At 47.0% G+C, this 18,117-nt stretch carries 12 protein-coding genes and 1 pseudogene; 9 read left to right on the top strand and 4 right to left on the bottom strand.

Annotation, left to right across the window (positions count from 1 at the left end):
* Positions 1-15: 15 nt before the first annotated feature.
* The 7 genes and pseudogenes from LQ567_RS00605 (at position 16) to LQ567_RS00630 (ending at position 13,323) form a co-directional block, all read left to right on the top strand.
* Positions 16-1,791 carry a RagB/SusD family nutrient uptake outer membrane protein gene (locus LQ567_RS00605; RefSeq protein WP_231002087.1) on the top strand — a complete coding sequence of 592 codons (1,776 nt, stop codon included), beginning with the start codon at positions 16-18 and terminating at the stop codon, positions 1,789-1,791.
* 205 nt (positions 1,792-1,996) lie between these two features.
* Positions 1,997-4,221 (top strand): annotated as a pseudogene (locus LQ567_RS00610) (alpha-N-acetylglucosaminidase).
* A 54-nt stretch (positions 4,222-4,275) separates the two neighbouring features.
* The gene (locus LQ567_RS00615; protein WP_231002090.1) at positions 4,276-6,813 is read left to right on the top strand and encodes an alpha-amylase family protein; all 2,538 of its coding nucleotides are present in this window, start codon (positions 4,276-4,278) and stop codon (positions 6,811-6,813) included.
* Positions 6,814-6,837: 24 nt separating this feature from the next.
* A complete protein-coding gene (locus tag LQ567_RS00620) occupies positions 6,838-8,196 on the top strand; it encodes an alpha-L-fucosidase (RefSeq protein WP_231002092.1) in 1,359 nt (452 codons plus the stop codon).
* 120 nt (positions 8,197-8,316) lie between these two features.
* Entirely contained in the window at positions 8,317-10,563 is a 2,247-nt protein-coding gene (locus tag LQ567_RS00625; RefSeq protein WP_231002094.1) for an alpha-N-acetylglucosaminidase, read from the top strand.
* Between the two features lie 428 nt (positions 10,564-10,991).
* Positions 10,992-11,114, top strand: a complete 123-nt coding sequence (locus LQ567_RS25975) for a hypothetical protein (protein WP_262909519.1) — start codon at positions 10,992-10,994, stop codon at positions 11,112-11,114.
* A 1,141-nt stretch (positions 11,115-12,255) separates the two neighbouring features.
* Positions 12,256-13,323 carry a hypothetical protein gene (locus LQ567_RS00630; RefSeq protein ID WP_231002095.1) on the top strand — a complete coding sequence of 356 codons (1,068 nt, stop codon included), beginning with the start codon at positions 12,256-12,258 and terminating at the stop codon, positions 13,321-13,323.
* Between the two features lie 211 nt (positions 13,324-13,534).
* Here LQ567_RS00630 and LQ567_RS00635 read toward each other — a convergent pair whose 3' ends face one another.
* Genes LQ567_RS00635 through LQ567_RS00650 form a run of 4 tightly spaced genes read right to left on the bottom strand, consistent with a single transcriptional unit; the run spans position 13,535 to position 16,902 of the window.
* A complete protein-coding gene (locus LQ567_RS00635; protein ID WP_231002097.1) occupies positions 13,535-13,906 on the bottom strand; it encodes a hypothetical protein in 372 nt (123 codons plus the stop codon).
* Positions 13,884-15,389, bottom strand: coding sequence for a PIN domain-containing protein (locus LQ567_RS00640; protein WP_231002099.1), 1,506 nt, complete (start codon positions 15,387-15,389; stop codon positions 13,884-13,886). Before LQ567_RS00640 ends, LQ567_RS00635 begins: the two co-directional genes overlap by 23 nt.
* A gap of 38 nt (positions 15,390-15,427) precedes the next feature.
* A complete protein-coding gene (locus LQ567_RS00645; RefSeq protein WP_231002101.1) occupies positions 15,428-16,444 on the bottom strand; it encodes a hypothetical protein in 1,017 nt (338 codons plus the stop codon).
* A gap of 50 nt (positions 16,445-16,494) precedes the next feature.
* Positions 16,495-16,902 (bottom strand): XRE family transcriptional regulator, encoded by a 408-nt coding sequence (locus LQ567_RS00650; protein WP_231002103.1) that lies wholly within the window; start codon positions 16,900-16,902, stop codon positions 16,495-16,497.
* Between the two features lie 180 nt (positions 16,903-17,082).
* On the opposite strand from LQ567_RS00650, the gene LQ567_RS00655 reads away from it, so the two are divergent.
* On the top strand, positions 17,083-17,709 hold the full coding sequence (locus LQ567_RS00655; RefSeq protein WP_231002105.1) for a hypothetical protein: 627 nt from the start codon (positions 17,083-17,085) through the stop codon (positions 17,707-17,709).
* A 19-nt stretch (positions 17,710-17,728) separates the two neighbouring features.
* On the top strand, positions 17,729-17,992 hold the full coding sequence (locus LQ567_RS00660) for a SymE family type I addiction module toxin (RefSeq protein WP_231002107.1): 264 nt from the start codon (positions 17,729-17,731) through the stop codon (positions 17,990-17,992).
* Positions 17,993-18,117: the final 125 nt, after the last annotated feature.

The raw sequence follows: 18,117 nt of genomic DNA on the forward strand, positions 1-18,117 counted from the left end.
ATAATTCATATAGCTATGCAGCTTCACATACATAAAAAATATTTATTGCTTCCAGCCCTGGTGGCGCTGATGCTTTCCTGTAATAGAAATGTACTGGATGTAAAAAATTTAAATGCGGTGGAACCGAAACTTACCTGGACGGATCCCAAGCTGGCCAATGCCTTCCTGGCCAACCTCTACAACCGGGTGATGCCCAACGGATGGCCGGCACGAAGTGCGGCACTATACGGCGGCTTGCCGGTGGATGAAAAAAGAGGGGTCATCAACAGTACCACCATACAAACTACGTCGCATCCCTGGTCGGGTTCCTTTGAAGACAGCTATGCCGATATCCGCCAGGTCAATATCCTGCTGAAAGAGATCGAATCCGGTACCCTGGATGCAGCAACAAAAGACAAGATCGTGGGGCAGGCGCTGTTCCTGCGGGCGTACAGCTATTTTCTGATGGTAAGGGTTTACGGAGGGGTGCCTCTGCTGCTGGAACCGCAGAATTTAACCGATAGTTTAAAGGTGCCAAGGGCCAGTACCGCGGAGGTTTTTAACGCCATCAATACAGACCTGGATAAAAGCATCCAGCTATTACAGGGGCAGCCCTTTGTAGATGGCGATAAAGGCCGCATCGGGCTGGGCGCAGTGCTGGCATTAAAAGGAAGGGTGGCCCTGTACAAGGCAAGCCCCTTGTTTAATCCGGCGCATCCTTATGACAATGCTTACTGGCAGGATGCATACAACGCCAATGTTACCGCCAAAACACAACTGGATGCGATGGGCTTTGGATTGAATGCAGATTATGCCGGCATCTGGTCAACCGGTAATGAGGGAAACAAGGAAGCCGTTTTAACCGTTAAGTTTACAGCGCCTACCAAAACAGACGGCCGGAATGAACAGGGCGCAAGGCCGCTTTCGCAAACAGCCAATGCAACGGGTGCAGACAACCCCGTATGGTCTATGGTAAAAGCCTATACCATGAAGGACGGTTATCCGGCCGGCAGCAGTCCCAACTATGCATACAGCGATCAAACGTTCTGGCAAAACCGCGATCCCCGCTTTAATGCGTCCATTGTATGGAATGGCTCCATTTATGAAACCGGGGGTATTGCCGGAAGAAGGCAGTATACGGATGACATACTGGCCACAGCCACCGATTCGTATTCTCCCAATCCCTCCACCAGTAACTGGAGCTTTACCGGCCTGTATGCCCGTAAAGGCTTACAGCCGGAGCTGAAAGCAGCAGAGGTAGCACAAAATTCGGTAGACTGGATCGAGATCCGCTATGCGGAAGTGTTGCTGAATTTAGCTGAGGCCGCCAATGAAACCGGTCACACTGCCGATGCCATAACGCTGCTGAGGCAGCTCCGGCAGCGCGCCGGTATTGAGGCGGGTGCCGATAACAGCTATGGCATTACCACCACCAACCGGGATGCAGTGCGGGGCCTTATCTACAACGAGCGCTTTGTGGAGTTTATTTTTGAAGGGCAGCGGTTCTGGGATCTGAAACGGGCGCGTACACTTTTAAGCCTGAACGGTACGGTGCAGCAGGGGGTGGCTTCCACGCTCAAACCTTCGAACCTGCCGGTGGATAATGCCAAAAAGAATGCATATGGATATGTATCGGAAGATTTTAATTATACCATCAATACGCTTTACCGGACCACGGTGGATAATGTAACCTTTACCTTAACCGATAATGTATACTTTGCGCCCATTCCTTTAGCCCAGATCCAGAAAAACCCCAATTTAAAACAAACCCTGGGCTGGGGCGATGGAACCTTTAACCCAACACTGGAGTAGTTCCAATAAAAATTTCCAAAGCAAGGTTGTCAGGTCGCTGCGAAGATTTGCCGGCCTTGCTTTCCTGTTCTGTATTGCATAAAAAACGCAGGATGGTAAACCGTGCGCTTGCAGGCAGCCATTGTAATACGGTTTCATCCGGCTAAAAAATAAACAGATGCGCTATAAAATTTTATCAGCGGTATGGATCTTTCTTTGGTGTAGTATGGCTTCTTTTGCCGCCACACCGGAAACCGCTGCTTACGGACTTATCAAACGGATGGTACCGCAGATCGCCGGTCATTTTTTGGTGGAAACCATCGCCGGCGAAGGGCAGAAAGATGTGTTTGAAATAGCATCGGCGGGTAACAAAATTGTTTTACGTGGAAACAATGCCGTTGCAATCGCCAGTGCCTTTCATTGGTATTTGAAGTATTACTGCAAGGCACATTTTTCATGGAACGGTAAGCAGCTCAACTATCCCCGGGTATTGCCACCGGTAAAACAGCAGCTGCGGAAGGTGATCCAGCCGGACTACAGGGTTTACATGAACTACTGCACCCTTAGCTACAGCGCCGCCTGGTGGAATTGGGAGCGCTGGCAATGGGAAATCGATTATATGGCGATGAACGGCATCAATATGCCGCTGGCCGCTGTAGGCCTCGAAGGTGTTTGGTACCACAGCCTGCTGAAGATCGGTCTTACAGATAAGGAAGCGCGATCCTTCCTGGTAGGGCCGGCTTATTTTGCCTGGCAATGGATGACCAATATTGAAAGCTTTGGCGGCCCCTTACCAAAGCGCTGGATTGATGCACATATTGTGCTGGGAAAAAAGATCATCGATCGCGAGGTGGAGCTGGGGATGAAGCCCATCCAGCAGGGCTTTTCCGGGTTTGTGCCGCGTCTGTTTATGCAAAAATTTCCGGGTGCAAAAATAAAACGGACCAATGGATGGGCGCAGTCCTTTAGCGGAGTGGCCCAGCTCGATCCGCTCGACCCGCTTTTTGCAACATTCGGCCGCATCTTTTTAGAAGAGCAGCGGCGATTGTTTGGCGCCCATGGCTATTATGCGGCCGATCCGTTTCACGAGGGCGCACCACCACAAACCGATGAAGCCTATCTCCGTTCTGTAGGCGAACAGATCAATAAGCTCTTTATGGATTTTGATGCACACTCCAAATGGGTGATGCAGGCCTGGTCCATACGAAAGCCCATCGCCACCGCCGTACCTAAGGACCGGTTGCTGGTACTGGATCTGAACGGCGGACGGCACAAAGGCCTCGAAGGATTTTGGGGATATGATTTTGTGGTAGGCAACCTGCATAATTTTGGAGGCCGTATCAATATGCATGGCGATCTGCAATTGGTAGCCGCAAACCAGTATCAGCAAGTCCGGAAAAATTATCCCAATGCAGTGGGGTACGGACTGTTTATGGAAGGCATTACGCAAAATCCGGTGTATTACGATCTTGCTTTTGAAATGCCTTTTCACAGCGATAAAGTGGCATTGAACAACTGGCTGCATGATTATGCCCTCCGCCGGTATGGAGGTGCTGATAGGGATATAGATACCGCCTGGCAACTGCTTTTAAACGGACCCTACCGGCCCGGCACCAATGGCGTGGAAGCCAGCTCCATACTGGCCGCCCGGCCGGCATTGGATGTAAAAAAATCGGGGCCCAATGCCGGTTTTATTATGCCCTATGAACCGCTTGCGTTGCAAAAAGTATTAACCCTGATGCTGAAACAGCAACGCAGGTTTGCTGCATCAGACGCTTATTTGTTTGACATCGTGGATATCGAGCGGCAACTGTTGTCGAACCTGGGACAGAAAATGACGAAGGCCGCAGCCGATGCGTTTAAAGCAAAGGACCGTCCGGCGTTTCAAAAACACAGCGCCCGTTTTTTAGCATTGATGGATGATGTGGACCAGCTGGTAGGCACAAGACCGGAGTATAGTTTTCATAAATGGGTAAGCGATGCCCGGAGCTGGGGCACCACACCTGCGGAAAAAGCATTGTACGACTGGAATGCGAGCATGCTGGTAACCCAGTGGGGAGGCGACAGGGGCGATAGTCTTTATGGTATTTTTGATTACAGCTGGCGCGAATGGGGCGGCCTCATCCGGGGTATTATAAACCCCGGTGGCAGCTTTTTTACCAGATGCTGGACCGGCATTTGCACAATGGAACAACCTATAACGAAGCCGGGCTGCCGCAGGTACATGGCCGCGAAACAATGCGGGCCAATGCTTTTTACGGGGGTCTTACAGATTGGGAGAATAAATGGATCGTCACGGAGAAAAAACCGCAGCCGGTAACAAAGGGGCAGGAATTAAGGATGGTAAACACGTTGTTTAAAAAGTATCAGCCTATATTAGATGCGTATTATCAAAATGCCGGAACGGCCCGGGAAATGCGGGTTATGCCGGTGGCTACCGGCATCCGTTAAAGGCGATGAATAGTTTTATGTAAAACCCATTGGGGAAAAATGAACGATCAACACATGAAAAAGATTTATTTGATGCTGCTTATTTGTTGCTGCACGGGCGTAATTGCCGCGCAGGAACTGGTGATAAAAAATGACAAGATCCGGCGGGTGCTGCAATTCGACGGTAAGCGGTGGCGTACCACAAGGTTTCAAAGTGCAGATGGCCGGGTTACCTTAAAGGTGCAGAGCGATGAATGGCATATATTACCCATGGATAGCGACGCGGGATTAACGGTCGCCGATTTTACGGCGGCGGCGGCGCCCAAACAGTATCAGGTAAAAGATACCAGTTTCTGTACGATCAGCTACCGCCCGGAGGCCGCCGCATTAAAGAACGATGCCTGTCCGCAGCAGTTGCTGATCACGTATTTTGCCGTAAAGGGGCAACCATTCATCCGTAAAAAACTGGAGTTGCGGTTTAACAAGCCCGCAACGATCGACCGGCTCGAGGTAGAGCGCTTTGTAAACGGCGATGCACAATCCGGCGGGGGAAGAGGGGAGCCTGTTTTTATAAAGGACCAGTGGTTTACCGGGTTGGAATATCCCGCGGGCTATAGCCGGCGCAGCAACGGCAACCTGCCTGCAAGTTATGGCCGTTACTACGACAGTGTGGGCAATTATAGTTTTATTGATCTGGAAGGCCGTGATGTGGAGCCCCATGCACAAGAGGGCATGGTACGCCTGATGCATTTCCCGGGGTATGCCGTACCAACCGGCACCCGGTATGCCGTTCAAAGTAAAACGGCCGTAACCGGTTATGCGCGCTCCGGTGCAGATGTTCGCCAGGCCTTTATGCAATACCTGGAAACGATCTGGAAAAAGCCCCGCTCTTTTGTAAATTATAATAACTGGTTCGACCGGTCGGCAAAGGATCTGAAGGGCGATGCGTTTGTAAATGTGTATAAGAAATACAAGGCAGCTATTGAACCCTACGGCATCCGGATCGATGGAATGGTGCCGGATGACGGATGGCAGGACCGGTACAGTATCTGGAAACCGGCTCCCAAACATTTCCCGGAAGGAGATCCGGACCTGGTAGCGCTCAGCAATAAACTAAAAGCCGAAGGTACACACCTGGGCCTGTGGCTGTCGGTCAATAATTATAACGGGAATATCGACTGGGGTATAAAAAACGGTTATAGCGAGGCAAAACGCAATGCGTATTTCAGTCGCTATGGCCGCTACTATAGCCTGTCTGCAACAAAATATAAGACCGAGATCCTGCAACGCGTACCGGAGCTTGCAAAGAAAGCCGATCTCATTTATTTTAAACACGATTTTAATGACCTCTGCGATATGGGGCCGGGCAACAACCATCCGCCCACGGACCGCCATGGGCATGAAGCCAATTTAGATGTGGCCCTGCAGGTACTTACCGCAACACGGGAGGCCAGGCCGGGTATCTTTCAGAATTTAACCAACTGGATCTGGTTCTCGCCCTGGTGGCTGCAGTATGCCGATTACCTCTGGATGCTGGCCGGTGATGATGGGATGAACGGCAATACACCAGAGCTTTCACTAAAGGCCATGTTCACTACAGACCGGGATACCTATATCTGGCGGATGTTTGGAAATGCGGCCGACCGGCCGCTGGTACCCGTATCGCGGTTAATGACGCACGGAATCCTGCAAACCGCACCAAAGGAAAAAGATATTTCCCTGCAGGACTGGACGGATTATGTATTGATGCATTATGGCCGGGGAACGCTGCTGAAAGAATGGTATATTTCTTTAGATGCCATGCGCCCGGAGCTATGGGCGGCGCTCAGCGCGGTGCAAAAATGGGCCGACCGGCACCAGGCCGCCCTGAACCATACCGTATTTGTAGGCGGGCGCCCGGATGAGGGCCATGCCTACGGGTACATGGGTTGGGATCAAAACAAGGGCATCTTAACCGCGCGCAATACCGGCCCCGGGGAGCAAACGCTTCGGATTCCTTTTAATAAGGAAACCGGTTTTTATGGTCTGCCCGGTGCGGCGTATCATGCACGGGTTACCTATCCGTACCAGGAAGCCCTTGCCCAAACCTTTGCCTCCGGAAAGGAAATCACCATCCGGATACCGGGATATGCCACCCTGGCGGTGGAGTTTGAAAAGGGCGCGGCGGTAGCCGGCCGGCCCTCCGTTCCGCAGGCCATCCGGTTTCAAACCGTACCGGTCGATGCTGCGTCGGTAAAAACTACGGTTACCTTACCCGCCGATATACAGGGGCGCTGTGAGCTCCTCGTTATCGGGCATCCCCGGTTACCGTCGGTTACCATCAACGGGCAGGCCGTAGAACCGCAAAAAACAGCGCAGGCTCGGTTAAATCATTTTGCCAGCTATGCCGTTGCAGGTATGAAAAGCAACAAAGCCTCCGACTGGAATATGGCAGGATATAATCTTATGCCCTATTTAAACAAAACCATTGAAATCACCTGTTCAGGAGCCAAGGAAAAATTTGATTTGTATATTTTAACGGAGAAGGAAGAAGCAATGCGATCAATGCAGAGTAAAAACGAGTTGCTGCCTGCCAATAAAGGCACCAGGCGGCAAACAACAAAATTGTATTAACAGCAAGCGGATTATCTTATAAGCATGAAAAAGTTGATCTTACCGGTCCTTATAGTCATTCACAGCTTTGCGTTATTTGCCCAGCAAGCAAAAAAGCGGGTAGTGCCAAACGCGGCGCAGCTTGAATGGGCTGCTGCCGAAACCGGCGCTATTATTCATTTCGATTTAATTAATTATGTGCCTGGTTACAACTGGCGCAACTGGGGCACCCACCCGCCTGCAACGGTTTTCAATCCCTCAAAGCTCGATACAGACCAATGGGTACGCGCGGCAAAGGCCGCAGGCGCCACCTATGTTGTGTTGGTTGCGAAACATTGTTCGGGGTTCAGCCTGTGGCCCACCGGCGCCCATCCCTACAGTGTAAAAAACACGCCCTGGAAAAACGGCAAGGGAGACATTGTAAAAGATTTTATTGCCAGCTGCAAAAAGTATCATGTTAAACCCGGCATCTATGCAAGTGCCTCTGCAAATGGGTATTGTTATGTTGATAATCCCGGCCTGGTACAAAAAGGAGCGCCCTTTACGCAGGCCCAGTATAATGATATTGTGATAAAACAGCTTACAGAGTTATGGACTCATTATGGAAAGCTGTTTGAAATATGGTTTGATGGTGGTGTGCTGCCCGTAGAAAAAGGCGGGCCGCCTGTTGCTGCTTTGCTGAAGAAATTACAGCCGGACGCTGTCGTATTCCAGGGGCCTGTAAAGGCGAAGAACCTGGTAAGGTGGGTGGGCAACGAAGAAGGCACTGCTCCCTACCCCAACTGGAGCACATCCGACACCACTACCTCCGCTACCGGCACAATAAAAGTAAATGATATGCATGGTGATCCTGATGGAGCCATATGGTGCCCGGGTGAAGCTGACTTTCCTTTACGCACTGGTTGGCAGGGAGGATGGTTCTGGAAGGCGGAGGGGCAAAAAATGCTGTCTTTACAGCAACTCCTCAAGGCCTACAATACCAGTGTGGGCCGGAACGCCAATATGCTGTTAGGTATCGTGGTAGATACCAGTGGCCTGGTACCGGCTGAAGATGTGGAAAGGCTCACCGAATTTGGCAAAGCTGTTAAAGAACGGTTTGCCCATCCCGTATTTACCGGAAAGGTGAAGGGAACGGGAACACAGCTGACGATCGCTCCAAAGCCCGTTGCGGTGAACTGCATCGTACTGCAGGAAGATATAGCACAGGGAGAACGCATACGCCATTATGCAGTGGACGCCTGGGTCAATAATGACTGGAAGCAGATCGCTGAAGGCATCTCCATAGGACATAAGCGTATACAGGAATTTGAAACCGTTCATACAACGAAAATAAGATGGCGGGTAACTGAATCTGTAGCTCAGCCTGTCATAAAAAACATGGCCCTGTATCACATAAAAATGTAACGCGTAAACGATGCTCGGCTTCACCATAAAAAGAAATGAACAGGTAAACGATATTTCACCGCTTTACCGGCTAAAATAACCTACAACGCGATCTCTGTCCGGATACTTCAAAAACAGCATATGCCATTTAAACTTAAAATTCTAATCCTCGTTGTTTTAAATATAACAGTCGTTTCTTTTGTTACGGCCCAGGATCTTGATCAGCAGGCAGCCGAACGCCTGATCCGGCGGGTAGTACCTGCGCATGTTCAGCAATTCAAAGTAACCGCCATACCTGCAGACAACGGGAAGGATGTATTTGAAATTGAATCAGACAACGGGCGGGTTGTATTGCGGGGCAATAATACCGTTTCGGTTGCTTCGGCGCTTAACTGGTACCTGAAATATTTTTGTCATGTGCAACGCAGCTGGTGCGGCAACCAGATGCGATTACCGGCCAGGCTGCCGGTGGTTTCGCAAAAAGTGCGGCAGGTAACACCTTATGCAAAAAGGTCCTACCTCAACTATTGCACGTTTAATTATTCAATGAGCTGGTGGAGCTGGGAGCGCTGGGAGCAGGAGATCGACTGGATGGCCATGCACGGCATCAATATGCCGCTGGCCATTACAGGGCAGGAAGCCGTTTGGCAAAATACCCTGCGCAGGTTTGGAATGAGCGATGAAGAAATACGCGCCTTCCTGGTAGGCCCGGCCTACCAGGCCTGGCAATGGATGACCAATATTGAAAGCGTTTACGGACCGTTGCCCCAGCAATGGATCAACCGCAGCATTGTACTGGGTAAAAAAATTTTAGAGCGGGAACGGGAGCTTGGGATGACGCCTGTTTTACAGGGCTTTACCGGTTATGTGCCCGTGGCTTTGAAAAAACGCCAGCCACAGGCCGATATCATAGAAAAGCCTATATGGTTCTTTGTGGGAGGTTCAACGGCGCAGTTGAATCCGATAGACCCGTTGTTCAGCGAAATGACAAAGGCGTTTATCGAGGAGCAAACGAAGCTGTTTGGTACCAATCACATTTATGCGGCAGATCCTTTCCATGAGGGAAAGCCGCCGGTGAGTGGTGATGATTACTTAACTGCCGTAGGAAAAAAAATATACGAAGCTACTACTGCCGTCGATCCCCGGGCGGTGATCGCCATGCAAACCTGGAGCATGCGCAAGCCCATTGTAGAAGCCATTCCGTCTGACCGCATCATTATGCTGGACCTGAACAGCCAGAAATGGAAAGGAAGCGAGGCCTTTTGGGGCCGTCCCTGGCTGGCGGGCATCATTCACAATTTTGGAGGCAACACGGCAATGGGCGGAAATTTGAATGAAGTACTGGCGCGGTTTCCCCGGCTATTAAGCCACAAAGAGGAAACCCGCAATTTATCAGGCATCGGTATGTTCCCAGAAGCCATCGGGCACAACCCGGTCATTTATGAAGCGGCCAGCGAAATGGCCTGGCACCCGGAGCAGCCGGATACCCAACAATGGCTGTATGGATACCTGAGGGCCCGCTATGGCCAGTTGGAGCCCGCTGTACAGCAGGCATGGGATCTGCTGCTGCAAACGATATACAGCGCGCAAACAGGCGTAGAAACCTTCCGGGAATCGGCTATATGCGCCCGCCCGGCTCTTACCGTATACGGCGCATCACCCAATGGTGCGCTGAACAGCCAGAAAAACTATTCCTTTGCAAGCCTGTGGACAGCGGTAAAATTATTGACGAAGGCCGGTACAGCCACAAAAAACGCCGATACTTATAAGTACGACCTGGTAGACGTTATGCGGCAATGCCTGGCCGACCTGGCCATACCGATACAGGCACGGATGGGAAAGGCATACAGCAATAACAAACAGGACAGCTTTGCTTTTTACAGCCAGCAGTTCCTGGATCTGATGAGCGATTTTGATGTGCTTTTAGGAACCCGGGAAGAGTTCCTGCTGGGAAAATGGCTGTCGGATGCCCGGGCTATCGGGGAAACCACTGCTGAAAAGGATCTTTATGAAAAGAATGCAAGGGGCCTCATTACGATCTGGGGACCTTATGATTCCAGCGCGATCCAATACGATTATTCTGCCCGCCAGTGGAATGGGCTGGTCCGTACTTTTTACAAACCACGCTGGGAAAAATTCATTACCATGCTGAATAGTGAATTTAAAAAGCAGCCGGACCAGCGGTACCAGGAAGTGAACATTAACCACCGGTTCCGGCGGCCCCGGAACAACGCCAATGATTTTTACCGGATGATCTCCCGGTGGGAATCGGACTGGGTTACCCGGCCCGGGCTGATCACGCAAACCCGGCCTTCGGGCAACGAGCTGCGCACCGTGCTGCAATTTTATAACAAATGGTACCCGGTAGCACAGGCGGTCTACCGCTAACACCGGGTACTCCCTTACCGTTCTGTAAAGCAGTAACGACAATGATGGCGCAGGCGATATTTAGCTCCGCCAGGTGCTGTAATGGTTCAGGACATACAAAGCCCGGATGCAGCCGTCGTATCATCCGGCAACAATGGTCCTGCAGATGAGCAGTGCTACCCGGATACCCGTCAAAACAGAAGGCTATTCCCGTACAAAACGGGCTGCACCATTGTAATAAGCAAACGGGCGCATCAGCCAGTGGCTGTATTACCCCATTGGTTCTACGAAAGGCGATCGCCAGCTTACAGGCAGAGGGCTTCAATGCTTATGCAGTTAGCAATAACCGGTAGATCCCCGTAATTCTTTTTTATTGTCAATCCTCTAAGACCGGGCCGCCAACACTTTAAAAAAATCCGGTCCTGTTTTGTAAAAGCGCCGGTCACCGGATGCCTGTAACATACCTCACGGCCCTATGCATCCGGGGCTTTTGCGGCACATCGATATTACAGGTTCCCAAGTACCTGCTTTGTGGTGACTTTGTGGCTTATAACGATGCGGTGAAGAATTGATCATCCTGAGTATTCGATTTGCGTTGTAAAAACAATATGCCTATGACATGATATACATTCGTCACCCTGAGCGCAACAAAGTGAAGCCGAAGGGTCTCCCGATTTTCGAACTGCCTGTTATTAAAGGAATGCTTCCCTGCCGGCAGGCAGGGGCTGCGCTCTGCTGCACGACGGTGGTATAATGTTTTCGGCATGCGCGGAGTATCTGATAGAGAGCCTAATCAAAATGGCGATGACACTATATGCTTTCGTCACCTTGAGCGGAGCGTAGCGAAGTCGAAAGGTCTCACGATCTTTGGACAGTCCGTAAACTTCTTTTTCCACTTTTTCTTGGCAAAAAGTGGAGCAAAAGCCAAGGTCAAACGAATGCTCCGCCGTTTGACCGGCCACGCACTGCATACCCGGATCGAAAAGTAACAGTATCTTTTTTTCGAAGGAATAAGTTGAAGAACCTGTTGCCTGCTTGTTGTACAACACTTACGGCGCTGTTTTTTTACGAAGATGATCACTTTTGGGAAAAATATATACTACGTAAAAAAGAGGCGCTGCGTCACTTACTGATGGTGGTAGTCGCTATTTCGTTTCAAGGTAATTATAGAAAGAACCCGCCCGATGAAAGTGAAATAAAAAAGGTGAACGTGTTCTTTCTTAGAAGGAAGTCCGCCGGGCAGTGAAAAGGGAAACCAAGCGGAATGGCGGCGGCGGAGGACGCGGGAATGAGTGTGGGCCGTCGCCAGTGCCTGAAGCGCCGGTTTTCCTGGTCCCGCCCCCCGGCGAAGAACAAACAGGCGGGATTCACCTCCTGGCGGACGAGATTTTTGCTCCACTTTTCATCGCTGGAAAAGTGGAAAAGAAAAATGCATAACCTTTCATTATCCTGATTTATAAAGAACCATTGTCATCTTTGCATTGACTAATTGCAATCACTTCATTGATTTCGCCGCTTAAACAGCTTACTCGACACTACGGGCGCATTCTGCAAAAGAAACAGTAACATTAACGGTTTGGACTATAAATTGATGGCTATGGCGCGGATGGGCGCGGGGAAAGCTGCTACTGTACGGTTTCCCGTAAAAATAATCCCTGGCATGACGATACATTTGGAGGAAATAATAAATAAACCGCCTCCAATATTTTAGTTATGAATTGGAAATACCGACCAGACTTTCAGGCCTTCCCGGGTGTAAAACTTTCCTATGGAAAGCAAGGAATTAAAACAGACATCGTTCCAGCTATTAGTACTGCTGACGAGGACGCCGCCATAAGTAAAGAAAAACTGATGAACCGGCTTTATAAGCCCTATGATCCGCAACATGAAATAAAAAGTGGCGCTACCCATTCGCTCACATCTGATCATCTGAAAGAGTTTAAAAGACTGCTGTTGAATGCTTCAGATGTACGGGAAGAGACAGCTGCGCTGTTAAAACAAAGGGAACAGCAGTACGGTGCAGTAAGCGGCAAACTAAACAGGCTCAGGAAAAGTCTTTTTAAATCATTTTATAAAAAGAAAATTACCCGCCTCGAAGAGGAGTCCGGCACGCTAAATGAACAAAAAGAGGAGTTGACCGAGCAGCTCCGTTTGTCCGTTATTAACCTGGAAATTGATACGGAAGATATTTATTTTGAAAAATACCAGAATATAAAGGAAGCGTTTCAACTCCTGAAACGTTCTAAAAAGAAATGGGATTTTACCAGCTCACGCGCCACCAACAGGGTGGCGGAGCGTACTTCTGCTGCCAACACCATTACAAGATCAGAAATAGAATTAACGGAACGTACATTGCCCATATTGAATGCGGATGAGCCGGCTTTTTGTATTCATAACGTAAATGGCGGGGATATTTATTTTTTCCCGGCATTTATGATTGTATATGAATCGAAAGAGCATTTTGCACTCATCGATTATACGGATGTGACGATTGATTTTTTGATTACAGAATTTATTGAAAGCGGGCAGGTGCCGGATGATTCAGAAATTGTGGGACGTACCTGGGTTAAGGTAAATAAAGATGGCTCTCCAGACAGGCGATTTGCCAATAATTACCAGATACCGATCGTGGAATATGGCCAGTTGCGTATTCAATCAACCACGGGCGTTAATGAGCTGTATTGCTTTAGCAACAAAGAATATACTTCCTTGTTTTATAAAGCGGTTTATGATTATATAGACAGTTTGAAGACCGCAAAGAAGCTGTTAGCAAATTTTTGATTTGACACTGTTGCCTCTGGTTGAATTTAATGGGCATTCCGTATCTTGCGTAGGCCTCCCGGCCTGTGTAGGGGTATTACTGAACCTAAAGCCATTTTGATATCCGGATGCTGAATTTTTAAGATTCATGCAGATGCAAATCAGAGCAACGACCAAAGGCAAGTCAGCTGTTTGATTCTACGTAGATGCTTTATGAAACAGTGTTCACAAATCAAGATAAGTAAAGAAACGATTGTGGAGGCAGAAGATTATAATCGTCTTTGAGCGATTTGGGATGTTTATACTTCCGTTGATTCTTTATTTTAATAGCGAAGCCTTCTTCTTTATTGGAAAAATACTGGAAAAAGTACTCTCTAGTTATTCCTGAAAATTCTTGTGTTTCATTCCATAATTCCTCTAACTTGCTTTTTAGAATAAAATCAATTTCAAATTCACCAATAACTTTTTGCACAGGAGACGACGCATAAACTACAACTTTCTTCACATTGGTATTTTTAAAAATGGATCTTCTGAATTCAAAAAGCTTTGTTCCTTCAAATATCTTGTTAGCAAACTCTGGTTTAATCGACAATAAAACTTTCATTACTCTTCGTGTCTTTTAATATTAACTCAAATTGATCTCTTGTAATTGACTTAAATCCTCTCGGGGCATCATCAACACCTTGTAATACCTCTAATTCAATTAGCCGTTGCATATTTATGCGATGAGGGAAAGAGTAAACATATAAAAATCTTACGACAAATGGCCTTGAATTTTTGTTATAATTCCACATTGCCTTCAATTCCGTTTCAGGAAATACACTGCCTTTCCTACACTGCTTGATGAAATTACTCTCTGTTTCAATATTATAGATCACTTCCTGAACCAAACCTATTGTAGAAACCACGCTTTTATAATAGCCGCCAGTTCGGTAAAAAACCAACAAATCGCCGGTTTTTGGATGCGGCAGGATTGCCCTTGAAACGTACACTTTACTAATGCCGTTGCGGTGCGGAAAATCCTCAATAAACTCTAAGGGGGATTCTGTGTTTAAAATAGAGTCAGGAAGTAGTTCTGTGTGATATTGCTCATAAATGGGAACAATGTAAATGCTTCTATTACTTGAGATGTAAGGATAGTTTTTTTTTAAGTGATTAATATCGAAATTTGGCAAAAAATTTCTTACATATACTCGCTCACTTCCCTTCATCCCCCAGAAAGAAAAGCCCCATTGTTCCATCAAATCTATTAATCTTCTTTGCTCTTCCCTATGATCAAATATGGTTACATAAATTTCTTGTACATGGTTAGCTAATGCATTATCAAAAATAATTTTCATAAAACGTTCGCCCAAACGGAATCCATTATTGATGACCTTAAAGGTCCCGACTTTTAAACGTTTCTTAGGCTTGAGACCCGGCGCTATATCGGAATAATTTTCATTTTCTGACTCTATCTTCAAATACAGGAATGATAATATTAAGTTGTTGTCTTTATTTACTGTGACATACGCTATGTCATCTGATTTTTTTATAAACCACCGCTCAAAACCGGGATAATCTTCTTTCAGGCTATCAAAAAAATGATCTGCGAGGTTAATTTGACCAAAATGTTTTTTACTGACGTTTAGAACTTTATAATCGACTAGTTCGGGATGCTCCGAAAATATTTTTTCAAGAAAGGAATCGATTTTAAATACCCGATCTTGTATGTTAAGCACTTTGGCCTTTGTATGAATTTTCTTGTCTTCCGAAATTAAAATATCAACGCGATCAGAAAATACTTCATTTAGTAATAGGGTATCATTAAGGTCATTTTGATTGGTGTCATACTTGTCTGAGACATTCTTAACTTGCTGCTGTAGTGGAGAAAGGAACTTTATCTGCTCATAACTATCAAGCTTAGTCATAAACGCTTGCACCGTTGCCTGATTGGGGTTTTTCTGGATCTCGCTAATTGTTATTGGATGTATGCACTTCGTATATTTGGCTCGATCCAGCCATCTAAAAAGAATACCTATGTCTTGTTCTACAACGCGCCCGGCTTCTCTATGTATAATAATGTTGGTATCTAATAAAGCTTTCATGTTTCTTTATTGTTTACTTTTGGTGATCATAGGTGGGTTTAGCCTTTTTTTGAACAGTTGAGTTTCGGCCAAAGGAAATATAGTAATGTACCTATGGCAATCAACATAGCAATGAGAAGTTCGATTGGTGTTTGTTTCCAAATCGGAGTTTTATTATTAATCCCTGCTCTAAAGCTGGGCAAGAACAGTAAAATGCCGGAGATCATATTTATTAAAATTGCCAGAATATATTGACCTGGTCCAATTCTCTCTTTTGTGTATATTGAAAAAAAAGAAAATGATTCCGAATCTTTCTTCTTATTAAAAACGACTATTAGCTCGTCATTCTTTACTCTTTTATCTCCAAGGTATTTAGTGAAAGCTTCATATTCAAGAGTTCTCACACTCTTTAATGAATCATTTTCAAAGAATACAATATCATAGTCGTTGGGAATAATAAAGAAGCAAAAACATGCCTTGATCTCACAAAAGTTTTTTTGTGAAAAAAGATCAATCATTTGGTCGGGAATGTTTCTTCGTTCGTTCACCTTTATGTCATAAACGATAGTAGATTTGCTGATGCCCTTTTTATGCATTGATATAGTGGGCATTTGCGGTGCGATAGAAAATCTGAAATAGATATTTGCATTTGATTCGGAGGTTCTGTAATGCTGAAGGTTAATTGTCAATTCAAGAATATCGTTCTGCTTTCTTGTAATTGAAACAGGTAAAATGCATAAATGATCTCTATTAGCGAAGTCGTGAATAACACCAAGCTTATTTCTTCCTCCGTCTAATGATTGAGTTTGTTTTATGGAATCGTTAAAGATAAACCTACTGTTTTCAGAATTGCTAAGTTTCTCATATAAATCTTTCTCTCCGGTTGACTTAGAAAGCCAGGGGATAAATACATTAATTATCAATTGATCTTGTGGGAGAGAATTTTTATAAATTTCAAATCCAAATTCTACTAAAGTACTGTTGTTCTTAAATTCCCATAGACATACATGTGCTCGCTCAATTACCACAGGATTATTTGTAGTAGCATCCGTGAAAATAAAAAATGAATTATCCATTTTTAGCGCTAGAATTGGTTTTGAATAATAGGGTTAGGGATAAATCAGTTTTACTTCCGTTCAATCAACTTCTCCAACCTCACCATCATTTCATCCTTCTCCTTCAACATCCTTTCATACAGCGCAATCTTTTCTTCATGAAGCTGAACTAATTTATCGATAGGATGAAAGGTCGGATTTTCATTTCGTTGATATCCGATACCATGATCTCCAAATGTATTTGCAATCACATTCACCGCCTGTTCCTCGTCAAAATTCTGTATCGCCTCCACCGGTATTTTCAGTGCAGCGGAAATTTGTTGCAGCAGGGGCGTATCAATGGTTTCTTTGGCTTCCAGCAGGGATATTTTCTTTTGGTTCCAGTCATCGCCCAGTTCATAAGCCAGGGTTTCCTGTTTAATGCCCAGCATTTCGCGGAAACGCTTTACATTCCGGCCTTCGTGTATCTTTTTCTCCATAATTGCTGTATTTATCAATGGTTCAAATTTAGGGCTTTATAAGCAGTCAGCCACTGGTATAAAGATAGCTAAAATATCCTGCAAACAGTATAAAATATCCGGCAGATAACTTGCATATCCATGGGTGGCAGAGGTACTTTGTGGTGTTCTTATGACTCAAAAAACACTAAAACCAGAACAATGAAAAACAAGGATCCCTTTTGTATGCGGGGCTGGGGCAGGGAAGGCATTACAGACCCCATCGAAGTATTTGCTGAAATTTTTTCTTATATGGATATGGGGGGCTGGCGGAGGCTCATAACAAAAATGGCAGCGCATGCATTGTCCGGCAGCATATACCGCCGGCGCGCACCCGGCGATGTATTGGTGGATATGAAAGTAGTACGGTCTGCACTGATGGCGGCATATGCGCTGCAAGGCGCCACCGGTAAGGATAGGGCTGCTACCGGGCAGGATCTGTGTTGTCCGGGGTCGTATGGCACAGACAAGGACCAACGCCGGCACTGGGACGATTTCCCGCGTAACCTGTCGTTTAAAGAGTATGGTCATCCCTACAGCGTATTTAAAAAACGGTTCCGGAAGCGCCCGCTCAGTCATTGGATCAATGATTGGGAGCAACTGGTAACGGCCGCGCTGAACCCCTGCAACCTGGACGGGGAACGGTTGGTACTGCGTACCCGCACCGGTTTATTAAAACTGCTGGAAGCCGCACATGTGGCATGGACGCGGGATGGAAATGGCGGGTTTATAAAACAGCATATCGCCCAACAACCCAACGGACAAACGAAACCGGCACCCGCTTCTTAACCCTCATAAAACAACCATTATGGCCATTATTGCAACCATGAAAAACAGTCCGGCCCCTCCAAAACTGCGCTGGTTAAAAGTGTATGAAAGGATCGTGAGCTACAATGCCGGTTACCTGCGCAATACCGTATCCCGTTTCCCGGAAATACGGTTGATGGGCAAATGGCTGGCAGATAGCGGCTTTATGCCGGGCGATGCGATACGGGTTTCCGTAGAAGCCGGTAAGCTGGTGATTACGCGGGATGCGGATGGGGAGGAGGGGATGGAAGCCCCGGCGGGCTGACCAAAGGCCTCTTATAGTCGTGCCGGGGCATTTGCATAGCAGCATCAATAGGGCGATGACAATGCTTGCTTACGGTCACCCTGAGTTTTTCATTTGCGCTGCAAAATCGATGAGGCAATGATAAA

This window comes from Niabella pedocola (assembly GCF_021044425.1).
Taxonomy (GTDB): Bacteria; Bacteroidota; Bacteroidia; order Chitinophagales; family Chitinophagaceae; genus Niabella; species Niabella pedocola.

Coding starts and splice junctions, on each gene's coding strand:
- LQ567_RS00640 (WP_231002099.1), bottom strand. CDS start 15,389: ATGAAAGCTTTATTAGATACCAACATTATTATACATAGAGAAGCCGGG.
- LQ567_RS00630 (WP_231002095.1), top strand. CDS start 12,256: ATGAATTGGAAATACCGACCAGACTTTCAGGCCTTCCCGGGTGTAAAA.
- LQ567_RS00650 (WP_231002103.1), bottom strand. CDS start 16,902: ATGGAGAAAAAGATACACGAAGGCCGGAATGTAAAGCGTTTCCGCGAA.
- LQ567_RS00655 (WP_231002105.1), top strand. CDS start 17,083: ATGAAAAACAAGGATCCCTTTTGTATGCGGGGCTGGGGCAGGGAAGGC.
- LQ567_RS25975 (WP_262909519.1), top strand. CDS start 10,992: ATGCCTGTAACATACCTCACGGCCCTATGCATCCGGGGCTTTTGCGGC.
- LQ567_RS00660 (WP_231002107.1), top strand. CDS start 17,729: ATGGCCATTATTGCAACCATGAAAAACAGTCCGGCCCCTCCAAAACTG.
- LQ567_RS00615 (WP_231002090.1), top strand. CDS start 4,276: ATGAAAAAGATTTATTTGATGCTGCTTATTTGTTGCTGCACGGGCGTA.
- LQ567_RS00605 (WP_231002087.1), top strand. CDS start 16: ATGCAGCTTCACATACATAAAAAATATTTATTGCTTCCAGCCCTGGTG.
- LQ567_RS00635 (WP_231002097.1), bottom strand. CDS start 13,906: ATGAAAGTTTTATTGTCGATTAAACCAGAGTTTGCTAACAAGATATTT.
- LQ567_RS00645 (WP_231002101.1), bottom strand. CDS start 16,444: ATGGATAATTCATTTTTTATTTTCACGGATGCTACTACAAATAATCCT.
- LQ567_RS00625 (WP_231002094.1), top strand. CDS start 8,317: ATGCCATTTAAACTTAAAATTCTAATCCTCGTTGTTTTAAATATAACA.
- LQ567_RS00620 (WP_231002092.1), top strand. CDS start 6,838: ATGAAAAAGTTGATCTTACCGGTCCTTATAGTCATTCACAGCTTTGCG.